The sequence below is a fragment of the Kribbella monticola genome, from assembly GCF_003261635.1.
Taxonomy (GTDB): Bacteria; Actinomycetota; Actinomycetes; order Propionibacteriales; family Kribbellaceae; genus Kribbella; species Kribbella monticola.
Genome location: NZ_QFXK01000037.1, coordinates 62442 through 78577, shown reverse-complemented (window position 1 = coordinate 78577; position 16136 = coordinate 62442). Strand labels below are relative to the sequence as shown.

The 16136-nt window shown below is 68.0% G+C and carries 15 protein-coding genes; 8 read left to right on the top strand and 7 right to left on the bottom strand.

All coding sequences use genetic code 11. From position 1 onward, the window contains the following. Positions 1–40: 40 nt before the first annotated feature. Positions 41–2116 carry a phosphocholine-specific phospholipase C gene (locus DIZ26_RS29985; protein WP_112247646.1) on the top strand — a complete coding sequence of 692 codons (2076 nt, stop codon included), beginning with the start codon at positions 41–43 and terminating at the stop codon, positions 2114–2116. Positions 2117–2182: 66 nt separating this feature from the next. Then, positions 2183–3553 carry a glycoside hydrolase family 32 protein gene (locus tag DIZ26_RS29980; protein ID WP_112247644.1) on the top strand — a complete coding sequence of 457 codons (1371 nt, stop codon included), beginning with the start codon at positions 2183–2185 and terminating at the stop codon, positions 3551–3553. 4 nt (positions 3554–3557) lie between these two features. Here DIZ26_RS29980 and ybaK read toward each other — a convergent pair whose 3' ends face one another. Further along, positions 3558–4049, bottom strand: a complete 492-nt coding sequence (ybaK, locus tag DIZ26_RS29975; protein WP_112247642.1) for a Cys-tRNA(Pro) deacylase — start codon at positions 4047–4049, stop codon at positions 3558–3560. A 9-nt stretch (positions 4050–4058) separates the two neighbouring features. Then, positions 4059–4736: a helix-turn-helix transcriptional regulator gene (locus DIZ26_RS29970; RefSeq protein WP_112247640.1), complete on the bottom strand. Its 678-nt coding sequence runs from the start codon at positions 4734–4736 to the stop codon at positions 4059–4061. Positions 4737–4828: 92 nt separating this feature from the next. Here DIZ26_RS29970 and folE point away from each other — a divergent pair, with 92 nt between their 5' ends. Next, complete coding sequence (gene folE / locus DIZ26_RS29965) at positions 4829–5479, top strand: GTP cyclohydrolase I FolE (protein ID WP_198676357.1); 651 nt, start codon at positions 4829–4831, stop codon at positions 5477–5479. A gap of 85 nt (positions 5480–5564) precedes the next feature. On the opposite strand, the gene DIZ26_RS29960 is transcribed toward folE, so the two are convergent. Continuing rightward, complete coding sequence (locus tag DIZ26_RS29960) at positions 5565–5885, bottom strand: hypothetical protein (RefSeq protein ID WP_112247638.1); 321 nt, start codon at positions 5883–5885, stop codon at positions 5565–5567. A gap of 315 nt (positions 5886–6200) precedes the next feature. On the opposite strand from DIZ26_RS29960, the gene DIZ26_RS29955 reads away from it, so the two are divergent. The 4 genes from DIZ26_RS29955 (at position 6201) to DIZ26_RS29940 (ending at position 12654) form a co-directional block, all read left to right on the top strand. Continuing rightward, positions 6201–7649: a 3' terminal RNA ribose 2'-O-methyltransferase Hen1 gene (locus DIZ26_RS29955; protein WP_112247636.1), complete on the top strand. Its 1449-nt coding sequence runs from the start codon at positions 6201–6203 to the stop codon at positions 7647–7649. Further along, positions 7649–10264, top strand: a complete 2616-nt coding sequence (locus tag DIZ26_RS29950; RefSeq protein WP_112247634.1) for a polynucleotide kinase-phosphatase — start codon at positions 7649–7651, stop codon at positions 10262–10264. The genes DIZ26_RS29955 and DIZ26_RS29950 overlap by 1 nt, the downstream gene beginning before the upstream one ends. A 175-nt stretch (positions 10265–10439) precedes the next feature. Continuing rightward, on the top strand, positions 10440–11726 hold the full coding sequence (locus DIZ26_RS29945; RefSeq protein ID WP_112247632.1) for an alpha/beta fold hydrolase: 1287 nt from the start codon (positions 10440–10442) through the stop codon (positions 11724–11726). A gap of 241 nt (positions 11727–11967) precedes the next feature. Then, positions 11968–12654 (top strand): GntR family transcriptional regulator, encoded by a 687-nt coding sequence (locus DIZ26_RS29940; protein ID WP_112247630.1) that lies wholly within the window; start codon positions 11968–11970, stop codon positions 12652–12654. Positions 12655–12662: 8 nt separating this feature from the next. Here the strand turns inward: DIZ26_RS29940 and DIZ26_RS29935 are convergent, their stop codons facing one another. The 4 genes from DIZ26_RS29935 to DIZ26_RS29920 form a co-directional block, all read right to left on the bottom strand. Beyond that, positions 12663–13256 carry a TetR/AcrR family transcriptional regulator gene (locus tag DIZ26_RS29935; RefSeq protein ID WP_112247628.1) on the bottom strand — a complete coding sequence of 198 codons (594 nt, stop codon included), beginning with the start codon at positions 13254–13256 and terminating at the stop codon, positions 12663–12665. Beyond that, entirely contained in the window at positions 13249–14067 is an 819-nt protein-coding gene (locus DIZ26_RS29930) for an oxidoreductase (protein ID WP_112247626.1), read from the bottom strand. The genes DIZ26_RS29935 and DIZ26_RS29930 overlap by 8 nt, the downstream gene beginning before the upstream one ends. Continuing rightward, entirely contained in the window at positions 14064–14930 is an 867-nt protein-coding gene (locus DIZ26_RS29925; RefSeq protein WP_112247623.1) for an aldo/keto reductase, read from the bottom strand. Before DIZ26_RS29925 ends, DIZ26_RS29930 begins: the two co-directional genes overlap by 4 nt. A gap of 77 nt (positions 14931–15007) precedes the next feature. Further along, positions 15008–15601 carry a TetR/AcrR family transcriptional regulator gene (locus DIZ26_RS29920; RefSeq protein ID WP_112247621.1) on the bottom strand — a complete coding sequence of 198 codons (594 nt, stop codon included), beginning with the start codon at positions 15599–15601 and terminating at the stop codon, positions 15008–15010. 85 nt (positions 15602–15686) lie between these two features. Here DIZ26_RS29920 and DIZ26_RS29915 point away from each other — a divergent pair, with 85 nt between their 5' ends. Further along, positions 15687–16136, top strand: a complete 450-nt coding sequence (locus tag DIZ26_RS29915) for an ester cyclase (RefSeq protein WP_112247619.1) — start codon at positions 15687–15689, stop codon at positions 16134–16136.

Genomic DNA, 16136 nt, shown 5'->3' with positions numbered 1-16136 from the left:
CCATCCCGCCAGGCTGTGATGGTGAATTAGCGTCCGACGCATGACTGAGATCTCCCGCCGTCTCGTGCTTGGTTCAGCTGCCGGTGGGGCAGCGCTCTCGCTGCTCCCACCGTCGCTGCACACCGCGATGGCCCAACCGATGCGACCGGGCGGCCTGCGGGCTGTCGAGCACGTGATCGTCCTGATGCAGGAGAACCGCTCGTTCGACCACTACTACGGCACGCTGCGCGGCGTGCGCGGGTACGGCGACCGTCAGCCGCTCCGCCTTCGCAACGGCAAGCCGGTCTTCCGGCAGCCGGTCACCGGCGGCGGCGAGGTGCTCCCGTTCTCGATCCGCCAGGCCGCCGCCGACGCGGGCCGGAAGGCGGACGACATTCAGTACCTCGGCGCGCTCGCGCACGGCTTCGGTGACGCGACCCAGGCCTGGAACAACGGCTGGAACGACGACTGGGTGCAGGCCAAGACCGCCGCCACGATGACGCACTACGAGCGTCGCGACATCCCGATGCAGTACGAGTTGGCCGAGACCTTCACGATCCTCGACGCCTACCACTGCTCGGTGAACGGCTCGACCAACCCGAACCGGAACTACCTGTGGTCCGGTACGACCGGCTACGAACCGGGTACTACGCAGCGCGCGGTCACCAACGCGGCGTACGACTACGACCACGCCGGCTACGAGTGGACGGCGTACCCGGAACGGCTGGAAGCGGCCGGGGTGTCCTGGCAGATCTACCAGGAATGGGACAACTTCACCGACAACGCCGTCGAGTACTTCAAGACTTTCAAGGAGCTCGGGCACCGGATCCTCAGTACCGTTCCGGGTGGCTACCGGACCACCGAGGAGTTCTACGACCGGTTGTTCGACAAGACTCCGGCCGAGCGGGCCGAGGCGCTCGCTCAACTGAAGGCTGCTGTCGCGTTGCAGCCGGCCAAGGACCAGAAGCTGTTCTACCAGGCGATGTACCGCAGCGAGCCGGAGTCACTCGTACGCCGGGTACGCGCGGGCATCCAGGCCGGCAAGCTACCCCAGGTCAGCTGGCTGGTCCCGTCGGCAGTCGACTCCGAGCACCCGAGCGTGTCGACACCGGTCGGCAGTGCGAACCTCGTCTACGACCTGCTCGACGCGATCGCCTCGGATCCGGAGACCTGGTCGAAGACCGTGCTGCTGATCAACTTCGACGAGAACGACGGGTACTTCGACCACGTCCCGCCGCCCGTCGCCCCGCGGCCCGCCTCGGGTGAGGGCGACGACTGGTACTCCGGGCGGCCGATCGGTCTCGGCCCGCGCGTGCCGATGACCGTCGTGTCGCCGTGGACCGTCGGCGGCCACGTGAACTCGCAGGTCGCCGACCACACCTCGGTGATCCAGTTCCTGGAGCGCTGGACGGGGGTACGGGAACCGAACATCAGCTCGTGGCGCAGGACAGTCTGCGGCGACCTGCTGTCGGCGTTCGACTTCACGAAGTCGTACCGTCAGCCGACGGTCGACGCACCCGGTCCGGTACCGGCTCCGGTCAGCCGCTGGAAGCCGACTCCGCCCACCACCCAGGCCCTGCCGCTGCAGGAGCCCGGTCGGCGTCCGGCTCGCGCTCTGCCTTATCAGCCGTCGGTTTCGGGCTTTGTTGCCGATGGCAAGCTGAAACTGCGATTGGGCAACAAAGCGGACCAGGCCGCGCACTTCACCATCTATCCGTACGGCGGTGAGCTGCCCGCGCCGGCCCACGTCGACGTCCGCGGACAACTCTTCCGCGACATCGCGGTGTCCGGTCCGTACGAGCTCTCCGTTCAAGGACCGAACCGCTTCTGGGTCGAGCTGGCCGGCTCGACCGACGGCGTCGCAGCGGGTCTCGACGTACGGATCAGCCGTGCCGGAAGCTCCCTGCACGTGGAGCTCGAGAACACCGGCACCAAACCGCTGACCGTGAAGCTCAAGGCCCGCGGCTACGGCGGCCGCACACTCAACGAACACCTCCGCGGCCGGCACCTCCGCACCCTCACCTGGCCCACCGACCACGGCTGGTACGACGTCGAGGTCACCACCGCCGAAGACCCCACCTACCGCCGCCGCCTCACCGGCCACCTGGAAACAGGTCGTCCCAGCGTCACAGGCTGAACAGAGCGCCTACGTCCGAAGGCAACTACAGTTCTTCGGACGTAGGCGTTCGAGCAGGGAGCGACTGTGGATCACCCGGACTTTCCCTATCCTGAGACGAACTATCAGGAGGACAATCGCGGGCAGTTCCACTTCAGCTCGCGCGCCGGTTGGATGAACGACGTGAACGCGCCGCTGTACTACCGCGGTGTCTACCACCTCTACTACCAGCACAACCCGCACGGGCTGGCCTGGGACACCATGCACTGGGGACACGCGACGAGCCCGGATCTCGTGCACTGGCAGCAGAAACCGATCGCGCTCGATCCAGCCGTGCACCCCGGCGACCTCTGGTCCGGCGGCGGGGTCGTTGACCTCGGCAACGTGACCGGGCTGAAGGCGGGGGACGACGACCCGATCCTGGTGTACTCCGGAACCAACGGCGTCACCCTTTTCTACAGCCTCGACGGCGGTAACACCTTCAGTTCCTTCGACAACGGCCGCAAGGTCGTGAAGCCGGCAGCGGAGACGAGCCGTGATCCCAAGGTGTTCTGGGATCCGGGCTCGCAGCGCTGGGGCATGGTGGTGTGGTCGGATCAGGGCGGCAACGGCGTCGACTTCTTCACCTCGGTCAACCTGCTCGACTGGACCTTCGCATCGCGGTACGAAGCGGACTGGCTCTTCGAGTGCCCCGACCTGGTCCGGATGCCGCTCGCCGACGCCTTCTCCTGGGTGCTCAGCGCAGGCAGCGGCAAGTACGTCGTCGGCGACTTCGATGGCACGACGTTCAGGACGTCCTGGCCGGCGCCGCAGAAGATCAACCAGATCGACACGTACGCCGGGAGCGACTACTACGCGGCACTCACCTTCGCGAACCTGCCTACCGACCGGGTCGTGTCGATGGCCTGGCAGGGCGGCAACAAGGGCTCGAGGTGGACCGGCAACGCGACGTTCCCGGTCGAGCAACGATTGCAGTCGACGCCGTCCGGTCCGCGCCTGCTGAGCACCCCGGTACCGGAGATCGCCTCACTGCGGATCGCCACGCAGAGCTGGGACAACCTGACGCTGGACAGCGCCGCAGCGCAACGGTTGCTGGCAGCAATCACCGCCGACACCTACGAGATCGAGGCCGTGATCGACATCCAGCAAGCGACGCGCCTGGGCTTCCGGCTGCGCACAGGTCCGGGTGGCCGGTCAGCTCGCGGGGTCACCTACGACGCCTCGGCCAACGAGCTCGACGGTGCAACGCTGATCCCGCACGACGGCCGAATCGCTGTGAGATTGCTGGTGGATCGGGGTCAGCTCGAGGTCTTCGGCAACGACGGCGAGGTCTATCAGAGCCACAACGTGAACTTCGACAGCCTGCCCGGTGGGCACGGCGTGGAGCTGTTCACCAACGGCCGGCTCCACCTGGAGTCCCTGCGCCTGCATCACCTGAGCTCGATCTGGACCGGGTAGACCCTCAGCGGGCGATCGGGGCGGTGTGGGCGTTGGTGATTGTGAGGAGGTCGGTGGGGGTGAGGGCGATGTCGAGGCCGCGGCGGCCGCCGGAGACGTAGACGGTGTCGTGTTCGGTGGCGGAGCTGTCCACGACGGTGGGCAGGTTTCGTTTCTGTCCGATCGGGCTGATGCCTCCGACGACATAGCCCGTACTGCGTTCGGCGGCTGCCGGGTCGGCCATCGTGGCCTTCTTGCCGTTGAGTGCGGCGGCGACGGCCTTGAGATCGAGTTGCCTGTCGACCGGCACAACGCCGACCGCTAGCTTGCCGTCGACCTCGACGAGCAATGTCTTGAACACCTGAGCCGTCGCGAGTCCGAGCGCCTCGGCGGCTTCCAGGCCGTACGACTTGGCGGCTGGGTCGTGATCGTAGGTGTGTGTCGTGAATGGCAGGCCGGCCTTGGTCAGTGCGACGGTCGCCGGGGTGCCTTGGCCGATCTGCTTGCTCTTTGCCACCGCGACAGCCTAGTCGGCGGAGGCTTTCTGATTGAGCCGCACACAGCAATGCCCCGCACTGGGAGCCAGCAGTGCCTCGCGGTCGGCGTCGCCCAGGCCGTCCAGCAAACCCTCCATCAGCTGCAGATTCATTCCACAGACCAACTGCGGGTGCTCGCTCGCCAGTTGATGGAAGGGACAGTTGCCCAGCAGGATGTCCGGGCCGTCCTGCCGTGGCTCGAAGCCCTGCCGCTCCAGCACCTGGACGACATCTCCGGTCCCGCGCGCCGTTTCGCCGAGCGTTCTGCCGTAACGAGCAGCATGCCGCCCGAGGGCGCGGACCGGCGACTCTCCGGTGGACTCGGCATCTTCGAGCGCCGCGGCGAGCAGGCGACCAGCCACGTCGTACGTGCGCTCGGGGAGGGAGACCTCGACCTCGAGGTCCGAGCGGCGATAGAGCTTCGCGGGCCGGCCGGCGCCCGGACCGTGCCGGCCGGAGCGGCGCTCGTACACGACGCTCAGCAGTCCTTCGCCGACCAGCTTGTCGAGGTGGAAGGCGGCGGTGGTCCGAGGGACACCGGCTGCGGCGGCCGCCTCGTCCTTGCCGACCGGCGTGGGGCTGCGGACGACGAGTTCGTACAGCTGTCGCCTGGTCGGTTCCTCGAGCGCGGCGATCGCCTGGACGCCGGCGAGGTGGTTGGGGTCCACCGAGGTATTGTATCGACAACTCTCGTTGACGGAATAGCTGGCGGGGTCCTACCGTAGGCGGCTCAGCCTGACTGACGCTGTGAGGAGCGCAGATGACGATGATCCGGTCAGAGGCGGAGCCGTTCACCGACGAGGTGGTCGGCCTGCCCGATGCGGTGGTGCCGCTGCACGTGGTGGCAGGACGCGCCGAGATCGACCTTCCGGCGGCCGAACGCGCCGTCGCGGATCTGCTGACGGCGCTCGGTCGCGATCCGCACAGCGTGCACCTGGCCGATACGCCGCGCCGGGTGGCGCACGCGTACGCCGAGATGCTGACGCCGCGGGAGTTCGAGCTGACCACGTTCCCCAACGACGAGGGGTACGACGAGCTCGTGCTGGCTCGGAACATCCCCGTGCAGTCGCTCTGCGAGCACCACATGCTGCCGTTCCAGGGCGTCGCGCACGTCGGCTACCTGCCGGGTGACCGCATCCTCGGGCTGTCCAAACTGGCCCGCGTCGTCGAACTCTTCGCGCGCGACCTCCAGGTGCAGGAGCGGCTCACCAAGCAGGTCGCCGACTGGCTTCAGGGCCAGCTTGCGCCGAAGGGCGTCGGCGTCGTGATCGAAGCCGAGCACCTCTGCATGTCGCTGCGCGGCGTCCGTGCCGCGGGTGCCCTGACGGTCACGTCGTCCCTGCACGGCATGCTCCGCGACAACCCGAGCTCCCGCCAGGAATTCTTCGCCCTGACCGGAATCAACTCCTGACCGACCTCAAGAGGCTGGCCGGCAGCAACTCCTGAGTCGTCACCCGGCGCCAACTCGAGCGGCGCGCGGCACGTAGTACGGGCTGTCAGGCTGTGGCGACCACCGGTGGATGGTGTGTGTGCCGGCCGGTGGCGAGGATGTGCGAGACCTCGCCCGGCAGGAGGTCCGTGCCCGGGACGGTCTCCATCTCGGAGACGTCCAGCCAGCGCACGACGGTGGCGCCGCAGTGGCCGTGGACGGCGAGGATGGAGTCGAGGTCCGGCCAGACCGCCGTCGAGGGGTTCTGGCCGTGCCAGCGCAGGGCGACCGATCCGTCGGTGAAGACGCATCCTTCGGCCACTGTCCCGGTGCCGGAGACTCCGCTGACGTCGGCGTACCGAACGAGTTCGAAGGTCTGGGGTTTCACCGGCGGGCCCCTCTGCTGCGGGCGAGGTGCGCTGCGGTCCTGGTGGTGAGTACTGGGTTGGGCTGGTCGGCCTTGGGTTGGCCTGAGGGAGATGCCATGGTCCTTTCCCCGTGTCGGCGTGGTGGGATGGCTTCGCCACAAACCGGGGACCGGTACGGACTGTCAGCGGGGAAGGACGGTCTGTAGCGACTTTTCTGCTGCAAAACAAGCTAGAACCAAATCCGCTCGCGCGCCAGACCTCTCGCCGCGTGTCTCGGCGTCCGGCCGCAGATCAAATGACGAGCCGTTGGACGGCAGGCGTGATCGAATGCGGACGTGTTCCTGACGATCGGTACCACCTCGGCCGGCCTCGGCGCCCCTGCGACCGACCTCGGATTCCTGCTGCACAAGAATCCGGCGCGACCGCAGTCGATGGAGGTGGCCGGTGGCACGGTCCACGTGTTCTACCCCGAGGCGACCGACGAGCGATGCACGGTCGCCGTACTGCTCGAGGTCGATCCGATCGCTCTGGTCCGCTCCGGCAGAGGCCGCGCCGCCGAGGGCTTCACCCTCGGGCAGTACGTGAACGACCGCCCGTACGCCGCGTCCAGCCTGCTCGCCGTCGCGGTCGGCAAACTCTTCCGTACTGCGATGATCGGCCGCTGCGACGCGCGTCCCGAGCTCACCACCCGGCCGATCCTGCTGGACATCCACGTGCCGGCGCTGCCGTGTCGCGGTGGTGCGACGATGGCCGAGCGGCTGTTCAGCCCTCTCGGCTGGTCGGTCGACGCCCAGCCGGTGCCGCTCGACCCCGAGATCCCGGCGTGGGGAGATTCGCGGTACGTCGATCTGCGGCTGCGTGGTGAGCTCCGGCTCGCCGACGCGCTGCACCACCTCTACGTGATGCTGCCGGTGCTCGACGACGCGAAGCACTACTGGGTCGGATCCGACGAGGTCGACAAACTGGTCCGCGCCGGTGAGGGATGGCTCGGCGCCCACCCGGATCGCGAGCTGATCTCGCGGCGCTACCTGGCCCATCGCAAACGCTTGACCGACTCCGCCCTGGAGGCCCTGGACCGCCTCGTCGAATCGGACGGCGTCGAGGTCGAGACGTCTCCCGACGAGCCCATAGCGGAAGTAGGTGACGACCTCGCCGGCGATTCGGAGCAGCCGGTTTCGCTGGCGGTGCAGCGGCGTACTGCGGTTGTCGAGCTGCTGCGCGAGATCGGGGCGCGGCGGGTCGCGGATCTCGGGTGCGGCGAGGGAGTGCTGGTTGCCCAACTGCTGAAGGACTCGTCGTTCACCGAGGTCGTGGCCACGGACGTTTCCGCGCGAGCACTCACGTACGCCGAGCGCCGCCTGCACGTGGACGAGATGTCCGACCGCAAACGTGAGCGCCTACGGCTGTTCCAGTCCTCCGTCACGTACGCCGACGCGCGCTTGGCCGACCTCGACGCCGCCGTACTGATGGAGGTGATCGAGCACGTCGACCCGCCACGCCTGCCCGCTCTCGCCCACGCGGTCTTCGGCGCGGCCCGGCCGGGCAACGTCGTCGTCACCACACCGAACTCCGAGCACAACGTGCGCTTCGAGACCTTGCCGGCCGGCGCCTTCCGCCACCCGGATCACCGGTTCGAATGGACCCGCGCCGAGTTCCAGGACTGGGCCACGTCGGTCTGCGCGGCTTACGGGTACGACGTGTCGTTCCGCCCGGTCGGACCCGACGACCCCGAGGTGGGCCCGCCGACCCAGCTCGCCCTGTTCCGCCTGAAGGAGGCCGTCTGATGGACCGCATCGGCATCCCCGCGCTGAGCCTGGTCGTCCTGATCGGCGTGAGCGGCTCGGGCAAGTCGAGCTTCGCGCGCAAGCACTTCCTCGGCACCGAGGTGATCTCGAGCGACTTCTGCCGCGGCCTCGTCTCGGACGACGAGAACGACCAGGCCGCCAGCAAGGACGCGTTCGAAGTACTGAACTTCATCGCTGCCAAGCGGCTCGCGGCGGGGCGGCTCACGGTGATCGACGCGACCAGCGTGCAACCGGAATCGCGCAAGCAACTGGTCGCCCTGGCCCGCGAGTACGACGTACTGCCGGTCGCCATCGTGCTCGACGTACCCGAGCGGGTGGCGATCGACCGCAACGCCCTGCGGCCGGATCGCCAGTTCGGCCCACAGGTCGTCCAACGGCAGCGCCAGCAGCTTCGGCGCGGGCTGCGGAACCTGAAGCGGGAAGGCTTCCGCAGCGTCCATGTCCTCGACAGCGTCGAGGCGATCGATGCCGTCAGCATCGAACGCACCCGGCTGTTCAACGACCTCACCGACCAGACCGGCCCCTTCGACATCATCGGCGACGTCCACGGCTGCCGCGCCGAGCTCGAACAGCTGCTGGGCCGGCTGGGCTACACCATCACCCGCGATGCCGACGGACGACCGATCGATGCCGCGTACGGTGGGAGTCGGGCGGGAGCGGAACCGGCAGGCGATCCGGGGGCCGCTTCTGTGGCCGGCGCGGAGCCGGAGGCGGAACCGGCCGGCGATCCGGCGCGGCGGGTGGTGTTTGTCGGGGATCTGGTGGATCGGGGCCCGGATACGCCCGGGGTGCTGCGCTTGGTGATGGGGATGGTTGCTTCGGGCAACGCTTTCTGTGTGCCCGGCAACCATGAGGACAAGCTGCTCAAAGCCCTGCGGGGCAAGAAGGTCAAGCTCAGTCACGGTCTGGAGGAATCGCTGGCGCAGCTCGCCGCCGAGCCGGCGGAGTTCCGCGCGGACGTCGAGAAGTTCATCGACGGCCTGATCTCACACTACGTCCTCGACGGCGGCAACCTCGTCGTGTCACACGCGGGCCTGGTCGAGCGGATGCACGGTCGCACCTCCGGCCGTGTCCGGGCGTTCTGCCTGTACGGCGAGACGACGGGGGAGACCGATGAGTTCGGCCTGCCGGTGCGATACCCGTGGGCCAACGACTACCGCGGTCGCGCGATGGTCGTCTACGGCCACACCCCGACGCCCGTCCCGGAGTGGATCAACAACACCATCTGCCTGGACACCGGCTGCGTCTTCGGCGGCTCGCTGACCGCCCTGCGTTACCCCGAGCGCGAACTGGTCTCGGTCGAAGCCATCGAGCAGTACTACGAGCCGGCGAAGCCGTTGCACACGGCAACCGCTCCCGGCCGCGAGCCCGACGTACTGGACATCACCGATGTCACCGGTCGCCGGGTGATCGAGACCGCGACGCACGGGCGGTTGAGCATTCGCGCGGAGCAGGCCGGTGCCGCGCTGGAAGTGATGAGCCGGTTCGCGATCGATCCGCGCTTCCTGCTGTATCTGCCGCCGACCATGAGCCCCGTCGCCACGTCGCCGATCCCTGGCGTGCTGGAGCATCCGGTACAGGCCTTCGAGGCGTACAAGGCAGAGGGCGTGACCGAACTGGTGTGCGAGGAGAAGCACATGGGTTCGCGAGCCGTCGTCTTGCTGACCCGGGACGACGACGTCGCGGAGAAGCGATTCGGTCTTGCTGGGCGGGGTGCGGTCCACACCCGTACCGGCCGTTCGTTCTTCGACACCACGTTGACCGACGAACTGCTCCTGCGCCTGCGAGCGGTCGCCTCCGAGGCCGGGCTCTTCGACGAACTCGACACCTCCTGGCTGCTGCTCGACGCCGAACTCCTGCCCTGGAGCGCCAAGGCGATCGAACTCCTCAAGAACCAGTACGCCGCAGTCGGCGCGGCAGCCCGTACTTCGTTGCCTGCGGCAATGGTCGGCCTGGAATCAGCCGTAGCGGCTGGGCTCGACGTCGGCGACCTGCTCGCCCGGACGCAACGCCGTACGGTGAATGCCGAACTCTTCAGCGCTGCCTATCGACGGTACTGCTGGCCGACCGAGGGACTCGACGGAGTACGAATCGCGCCGTTCCAGGTGCTCGCGTCCGAAGGAACGACGTACGAGGAGAAGCCGCACGCCTGGCATCTGGCGATCGCGGACCGACTCGTCGCGGCCGGTCCGGCGTTGGTCACTGCGACCCGGCGCCTGTTCGTCGACCTCGATTCGTGGGAGGCGGGGATCGCGTGGTGGGAGGAACTCACGGCCGCGGGTGGTGAAGGAATGGTGGTGAAGCCGGCCGCGAACCTGGTCCGCACGAAGAAGGGCCTCGCGCAACCGGGGCTCAAGGTCCGCGGCCGGGAGTACCTGCGCATCATCTACGGCCCGGACTACACCGAGCCGGCCAACTTCGACCGCCTCCGCAACCGCAACCTCGGCCACAAACGCTCGATGGCGCTCCGCGAGTACGCCCTGGGCCTCGAATCGCTGAACCGAGCCGCCCGTGGCGAACCTCTCTGGCGCATCCACGAAACCGTCTTCGCCGTCCTGGCCCTGGAGTCCGAACCGGTAGACCCACGCCTCTGACCACCTGCCGCCTGCCACTGAGCGGGCGGCAGGCTGCCCAGTCCCTCATGGTCAGCCTTCGGACAACTTCCGGTAATGCCTGGCGGTAACCGGATGAGCGTCTTAGGGTCAGTGCAATGTCACACGGTACTGGAGCGGAACTGGCATCGGCGCAACCGGAGCGGAAGGCGAGCGTATGACGACGTACACGATCCCCGGCATGCACGTCCGTGAGCACGAGATCTCGGTGCCGCTCGACTGGTCGGATCCGGATGGCTCCGAGCGGATCAGCGTGTTCGCGCGGGAGTTGGTCGATCCGGTGCGCCGGGACGAGGACCTGCCGTGTCTGGTGTTCCTGCAGGGCGGACCGGGAGGCAAGTCACCTCGGCCGATCGACGCGAAGGGCTGGATCGGGCAGGCGTTGAAGACCTATCGGGTGGTCCTGCTCGACCAGCGCGGCACGGGCCGCAGTACGCCGGTCGACGGGCGCCGGATGGAGTCTTTCGACACGGCTGGCGAGGCGGCGGATTATCTCGCGCACTTCCGTGCCGACTCGATCGTGGCCGACGCCGAGCATCTGCGGAAGACGGTATTCGGTGGGGTGAAGTGGTCGACGCTCGGCCAGAGCTTCGGTGGGTTCATCACGCTGGCCTACTTGTCGAGGGCTCCTGAGGGTTTGACGGCCTGTTATGTCACGGGCGGCCTGGCTTCGGTCGAGCCGGACGCCTCCGAGGTCTACCGGCGTACGTATCCGCGGGTCGAGGCGAAGAACCGGGAGTACTACCGGCGGTATCCGCACGACGAGCAGCGCGTCGCGGCGATCGCGGACCGCCTCGCGGCAGGCGAGGTACGCCTGCCGGACGGCGACCTGCTCACCGTACGACGCTTGCAGTCGCTCGGGATCGATTTCGGCATGAAGCCGGGGTACGAGCGGATGCATTGGCTCGTCGACGAGGCGTTCTCGGGAGATGAGTTGTCCGAGACGTTCCTGAGCCAGGTGATGGTGCGTTCGTCGTACAGCGATGGGCCGTTGTTCGCTGTGCTGCAGGAGGCTTGCTATGGGTCGGGGGAGGGGGCAACTGGTTGGGCGGCCGAGCGGGAACGGTCGGCGCGACCACAGTTCGCGGAGACGGCCCGGCCGCTGCTGTTCACCGGCGAAATGATGTACCCGTGGATGTTCGAGGAGATCCGCGTACTACGGCCGTTCCGGGCAGCTGTCGAACTGTTGGCCTCGCGTCCCCGGTGGAGTTCTTTGTACGACTTGGACCGGCTCGCGGCGAACGAGGTTCCGGTGGCGGCGGCGGTGTACTACGACGACATGTACGTCGACTCCGGTCTGCAGTTGGAGACGGCCGCCCGCGTCGGCAACCTGCAGGCCTGGGTCACCAACGAGTACGAACACGACGGCATCGGCTCCGACCGAGTCTTCACCCATCTGCTCGACCTGGTCCGCTCAACCGGCGGCGGAGTCCGCCCGGGCTGATCGAGTCGCTCCGGCTTTTGCCCGGTGGTGCCGGCCCGGACGGGTTGACCTGCATTTACTGGGGGTGTCGGAGCTGGGCGGGTTGATCTGCGTTTGCTAGGTGGTGTCCAAGTTGGGCGGATCGGGTTGGTGGGCGTTCGTTCGGCGGCGATCGGGGGGAGCGGCAGGGCGTTGGTGGTTGTGGTGGCGGGGTGGATCAGAATGTGGTCCCACGGACGGTTCGAGCGAGGGAGGTGACGGGATGGGGGCGCAGTCGATTGGGGTGCAGCCGAGTGTGCGGCCGTTGGAGCAGCGGGAGAGTTTGCGGGACAGTGTGGCGAACGCGCTGCGGGCGGCGGTGATCTCCGGCGAGCTGGAACCAGGGCAGGTGTACTCCGCGCCGACGCTCGGCGCCCGGTTCGGCGTCTCCGCGACGCCGGTCCGCGAGGCGATGCTCGATCTCGTCCGCGAAGGCCTGGTCATCTCGCTGCGGAACAAGGGCTTCCGCGTCACCGAGGTGTCCGACGAGGACCTCGACGACCTGGCCGCGCTGCGGCAGCTGATCGAACCACCGACGATCCGCGACGTCGTACCGGTGATCCCCGCCGGCGACTTCCCCCACCTGCGCACCCTCGCCCAGGACATCGTCGTCGCTGCCGAGGCCGGCAACCTGATCGACTACATCGAGGCGGACCGGGTCTTTCACGTCACGCTGCTCGCCTACAGCGGCAACCGCCGCCTCGTCGACGTCGTCTCAGACCTCCGGTCCCAAACCCGCCTACTAGGCCTCACCCCGCTGGTGGAAAGCGGACGCCTGGGCCAATCAGCCGCCGAACACCACGAACTGATGGAGCTCATCGAAGCCCGCGACGCCGCCGGCGCCGAACACCTCATGCGCCGCCACATAGGCCACGTCCGAGGCCTCTGGGCCGGCCCCCAGGATCAGTAGCCGGTCAACTAGTCGTCTGCAGGGTTGGCTTTGAGGAGGCCGTGGAGGGCGGCCGTGGCGATTGCCTCCGCCTGCTGCTCGGTCAGCGGGGCGTGCCCGGTCAGCAGCCGGAAGATGAGCGGGCCGAAGAGGAGGTCGGTGGCGGTGCCGGCCGAGATGGCCGGGTTGACCTCGCCGCGGCGCAGGGCTCGTTCCCAGAGTTCGGCGACGTTGGCGCGGCGGGCGTCGAGGAAGAACTCGCGGAAGTACGGCGCGGCCGCCTCGTCGGTGACGCTTGCCGCCAGCAACTGGGCGAAGACCCTGCCGTTCGGCCCGGCGTAGAACTTGCTCACCCGGCGCACCTGCTCGGTGAGATCGTCGACCACGTTGCCCTCGTTCGGCAACGGGATCGAGTCCGCCATCCGCCGCCCGAACGCCTCGGCCGCGATCGCCGTCCGGCACGGCCAATGCTTGTAGATCGTCGCTTTGCTCACCCCGGAGCGCGCACTGATCGCGTCAACCGTCGCCGCCCCGAGCCCACCTTCGTCGAGCAACTCTTTCGTTGCCGCGAGCACCGAATCCTTCGCCCGCACGCTGCGCGGATGCGAAGACTGCTCAAGCATCGTCGTGATCCGTCGACAGCGAGACCTTCCGCCACCGCTCGAGCTCCGTCCGCACTTGGTCGAGCTTGGCCTCGACCCGGGCGACCGAATCCCCGCCGAGCTGGAGGCGCAGTGGCGGATCGGGCAGTTCGGCCAGGTCGACGATCGCGCGAGCAGCCTTCACCGGATCGCCCGGCTGGGCGTGGTTCCAGTCGGCGAGCGATTGTCGCATCGTGCCCACACTGTCGGCGTAGTCGGCGATCTCGCCTGCCTGCTGAAGGCTCGACTCGTCCAGGAAGTCGGTCCGGAACAGCCCCGGCTCGACGATGGTGACGTGGATGCCGAGCGGTGCGAGCTCGCCGTGCAGCGCCTCGGAGAACCCTTCGACGGCGAACTTCGTCGCCGAGTAGAGCCCCCACCCCGGCGTACCTGTGAACCCGCCGACCGAGCTGAGCTGGATGAGCCGGCCGCTGCGCTGGGCGCGCAGTACCGGAAGAACCGCTCGCTGGACGTTGAGGACGCCGAAGACATTGGTGTCGAAGACCGCCCGTGCGGCCGAGTCGGAAGCCTCCTCGACCGCACCGAGCAGGCCACGTCCCGCGTTGTTGACGACCACGTCGATCCGGCCGAACTCGCGCACGGCCGCGTCAACGGCTGCTCGGGCCTGCCCCTCGTCGGTGACGTCGAGCGCCACCGGGAGCAACCGATCCGTCCGCTCGATCTCCTCTGGCCGGCGCGCCGTGGCGACCAATTGGTTGCCACGGGCAAGCGCCTCCGCGACGATCCCGGCGCCGAAGCCGCGGGACGCGCCGGTGACGAACCAGACGCTCATCGGCCGACCGCCGTCGTGAGCTGGTCGAACTCCTCCTGCGTCAGCTCGACCTTCGCCGCGTTGATGTTGTCCTCCACGTGGGCGACCGACGAAGTGCCGGGGATCGGCAGCATCACGGGGGAGCGCTTGAGCAACCAGGCCAGCGCGAGCTGGGAGGGCGAAGCATGGTGGCTCTCGGCGATTTTGGCGAGTGGTCCGCCGGCCTTCGCCAGCTCGCCGGTGGCCAGGGGGAACCAGGGGATGAAGCCCAGGCCGTTCTTCTCGGCATACTCGACCAGGTCCTCGTCGTCGCGCTGACTGAGGTTGTAGAGGTTCTGGACCGAGACGATCGGGGCGATGGCCGCGGCCTCCTCGACCTGCGAGATGCTCACCTGGGAGAGGCCGATGTGCCGGATCTTGCCCTCTTGCTGGAGCGTCGCCAGCTCTCCGATCTGGTCGGCGAGCGGGACCTCCGTGTCGATCCGGTGCAACTGCAGCAGGTCGATCCGCTCCAGGCCGAGGTGGCGCAGACTGAGCTCCACCTGTTGGCGAAGGTACGCCGGGCGGCCGATCGGCTCCCAGCCGCCTGGACCGGTCCGGGCGAAGCCGGCCTTGGTCGCGATCACCAGATCGTCGGCGTACGGATGCAGGGCCTTCTTCAGCAGGAGATCCGCGGTGAACGGGCCGTAGGCATCGGCGGTGTCGATGAAGTTCACCCCGAGCTCGACCGCACGACGCAGTACCCGGACCGCCTCGTCGGGATCTCGTGGATCGCCCCAGACGCCGTCGCCGGTGAGCTGCATGGTGCCGTATCCCAGTCGGCGGACCGTCAGGTCTCCGCCGATGGTGAACTCGCCGGACGCCGCCGCAACTGCATCGGTCATGTCGATCTCCTAACTGAACTGAACGTACAGTTCACTCTAGCGAAAGATCGTCCGGACTCCAACCCGACGGCGTGGGCTCAGAGAAGTTGGCGCTCCAGCGAATCGGCGACCCACTGCTCGAACTCCGCGGGCGTCCAGCCGGACTCGTCGACGAGTTCCTGATAGACCCCCGGTGCGGCGAGCGCACGGTAGACGGCCTGCGCCTGCTTGAGCGGAATCCTCAACTCTGCTTCCAAGGAAGCGATGATCGCGTCCATCACCTGGTTGCGTCCGGCCAGCTTCGACCGCAGCAGCGCGCGGGTCTCGGCGCTCTCGTCCGTCGCGGCATCGAAGATCAGTACGACGTCGAAGCCGGCCGAGTAGAGCCGGGTCAGCCATTGCGCGGCGCCTCGTAGCCGAGCAGCCGGTTCGGCCAACGCGAGCACCTCGCCCGCGAACTCGACCGCTCCCGCGTCCTTGAGCCAGAGGTCGCAGATCAGCGAGAGGATCTCGCGCTTGGTACCGAAGGCCGAATAGACCGTCCGGGTCGCCACGCCGGCCTCTTTGGCAATCGCGTCGATGCTCGTGGCGCCGTACCCGAACGTGGCGAACAGGCGCCGGGCGGCCTGGGCGATCCGGATCTTGGTCGCCTCGGCCTGCTCCTGGCGGTAGGTCTTGACAGCTTCGGCCATACGGGCACACTATCAATGCGTTCACTGCAGTACTACTGCAACGAGTGCACGAATAGTGCATCGAGATGATCAGGGGGTACGGCTGATGTCAGTTTCGAAGGCTTTGCCGGCGCAGTCCGAGGCGCTGGCTGTCCTGGAACGGATCCTGCAGGAAGGGTTCGCGACCGGGAACGACGCGATCGTCGACGAGGTGTGCGCGCCGGAGCTGGTCGAGCACCAGTTCGGGCTGGCCGGGACGGGCGCGGAGGCGATCGCACAGGTCAAGCGGGCGATCCGGGACGTGCACGCGATGATGCCGGACGTCGTCTACACGATCGAGGACTCGGTCACGCAGGGCGACACGGTGTGGGCGCGTGGCCGGGCGCGGGGGACCGCGACGGGACCGTTCTTCGGGCCGCCGAGTGGGGCGCAGGTCGACATCCGCCTGTTCGAGGTGGCGCGAGTCGTCGACGGTCGCATCGTCGAACACTGGGGCTGCCCCGACCGCTTCGCCCTGCTCGCCCAAACAGGCGCCCTGGCCCGCCTGAGCAACTAG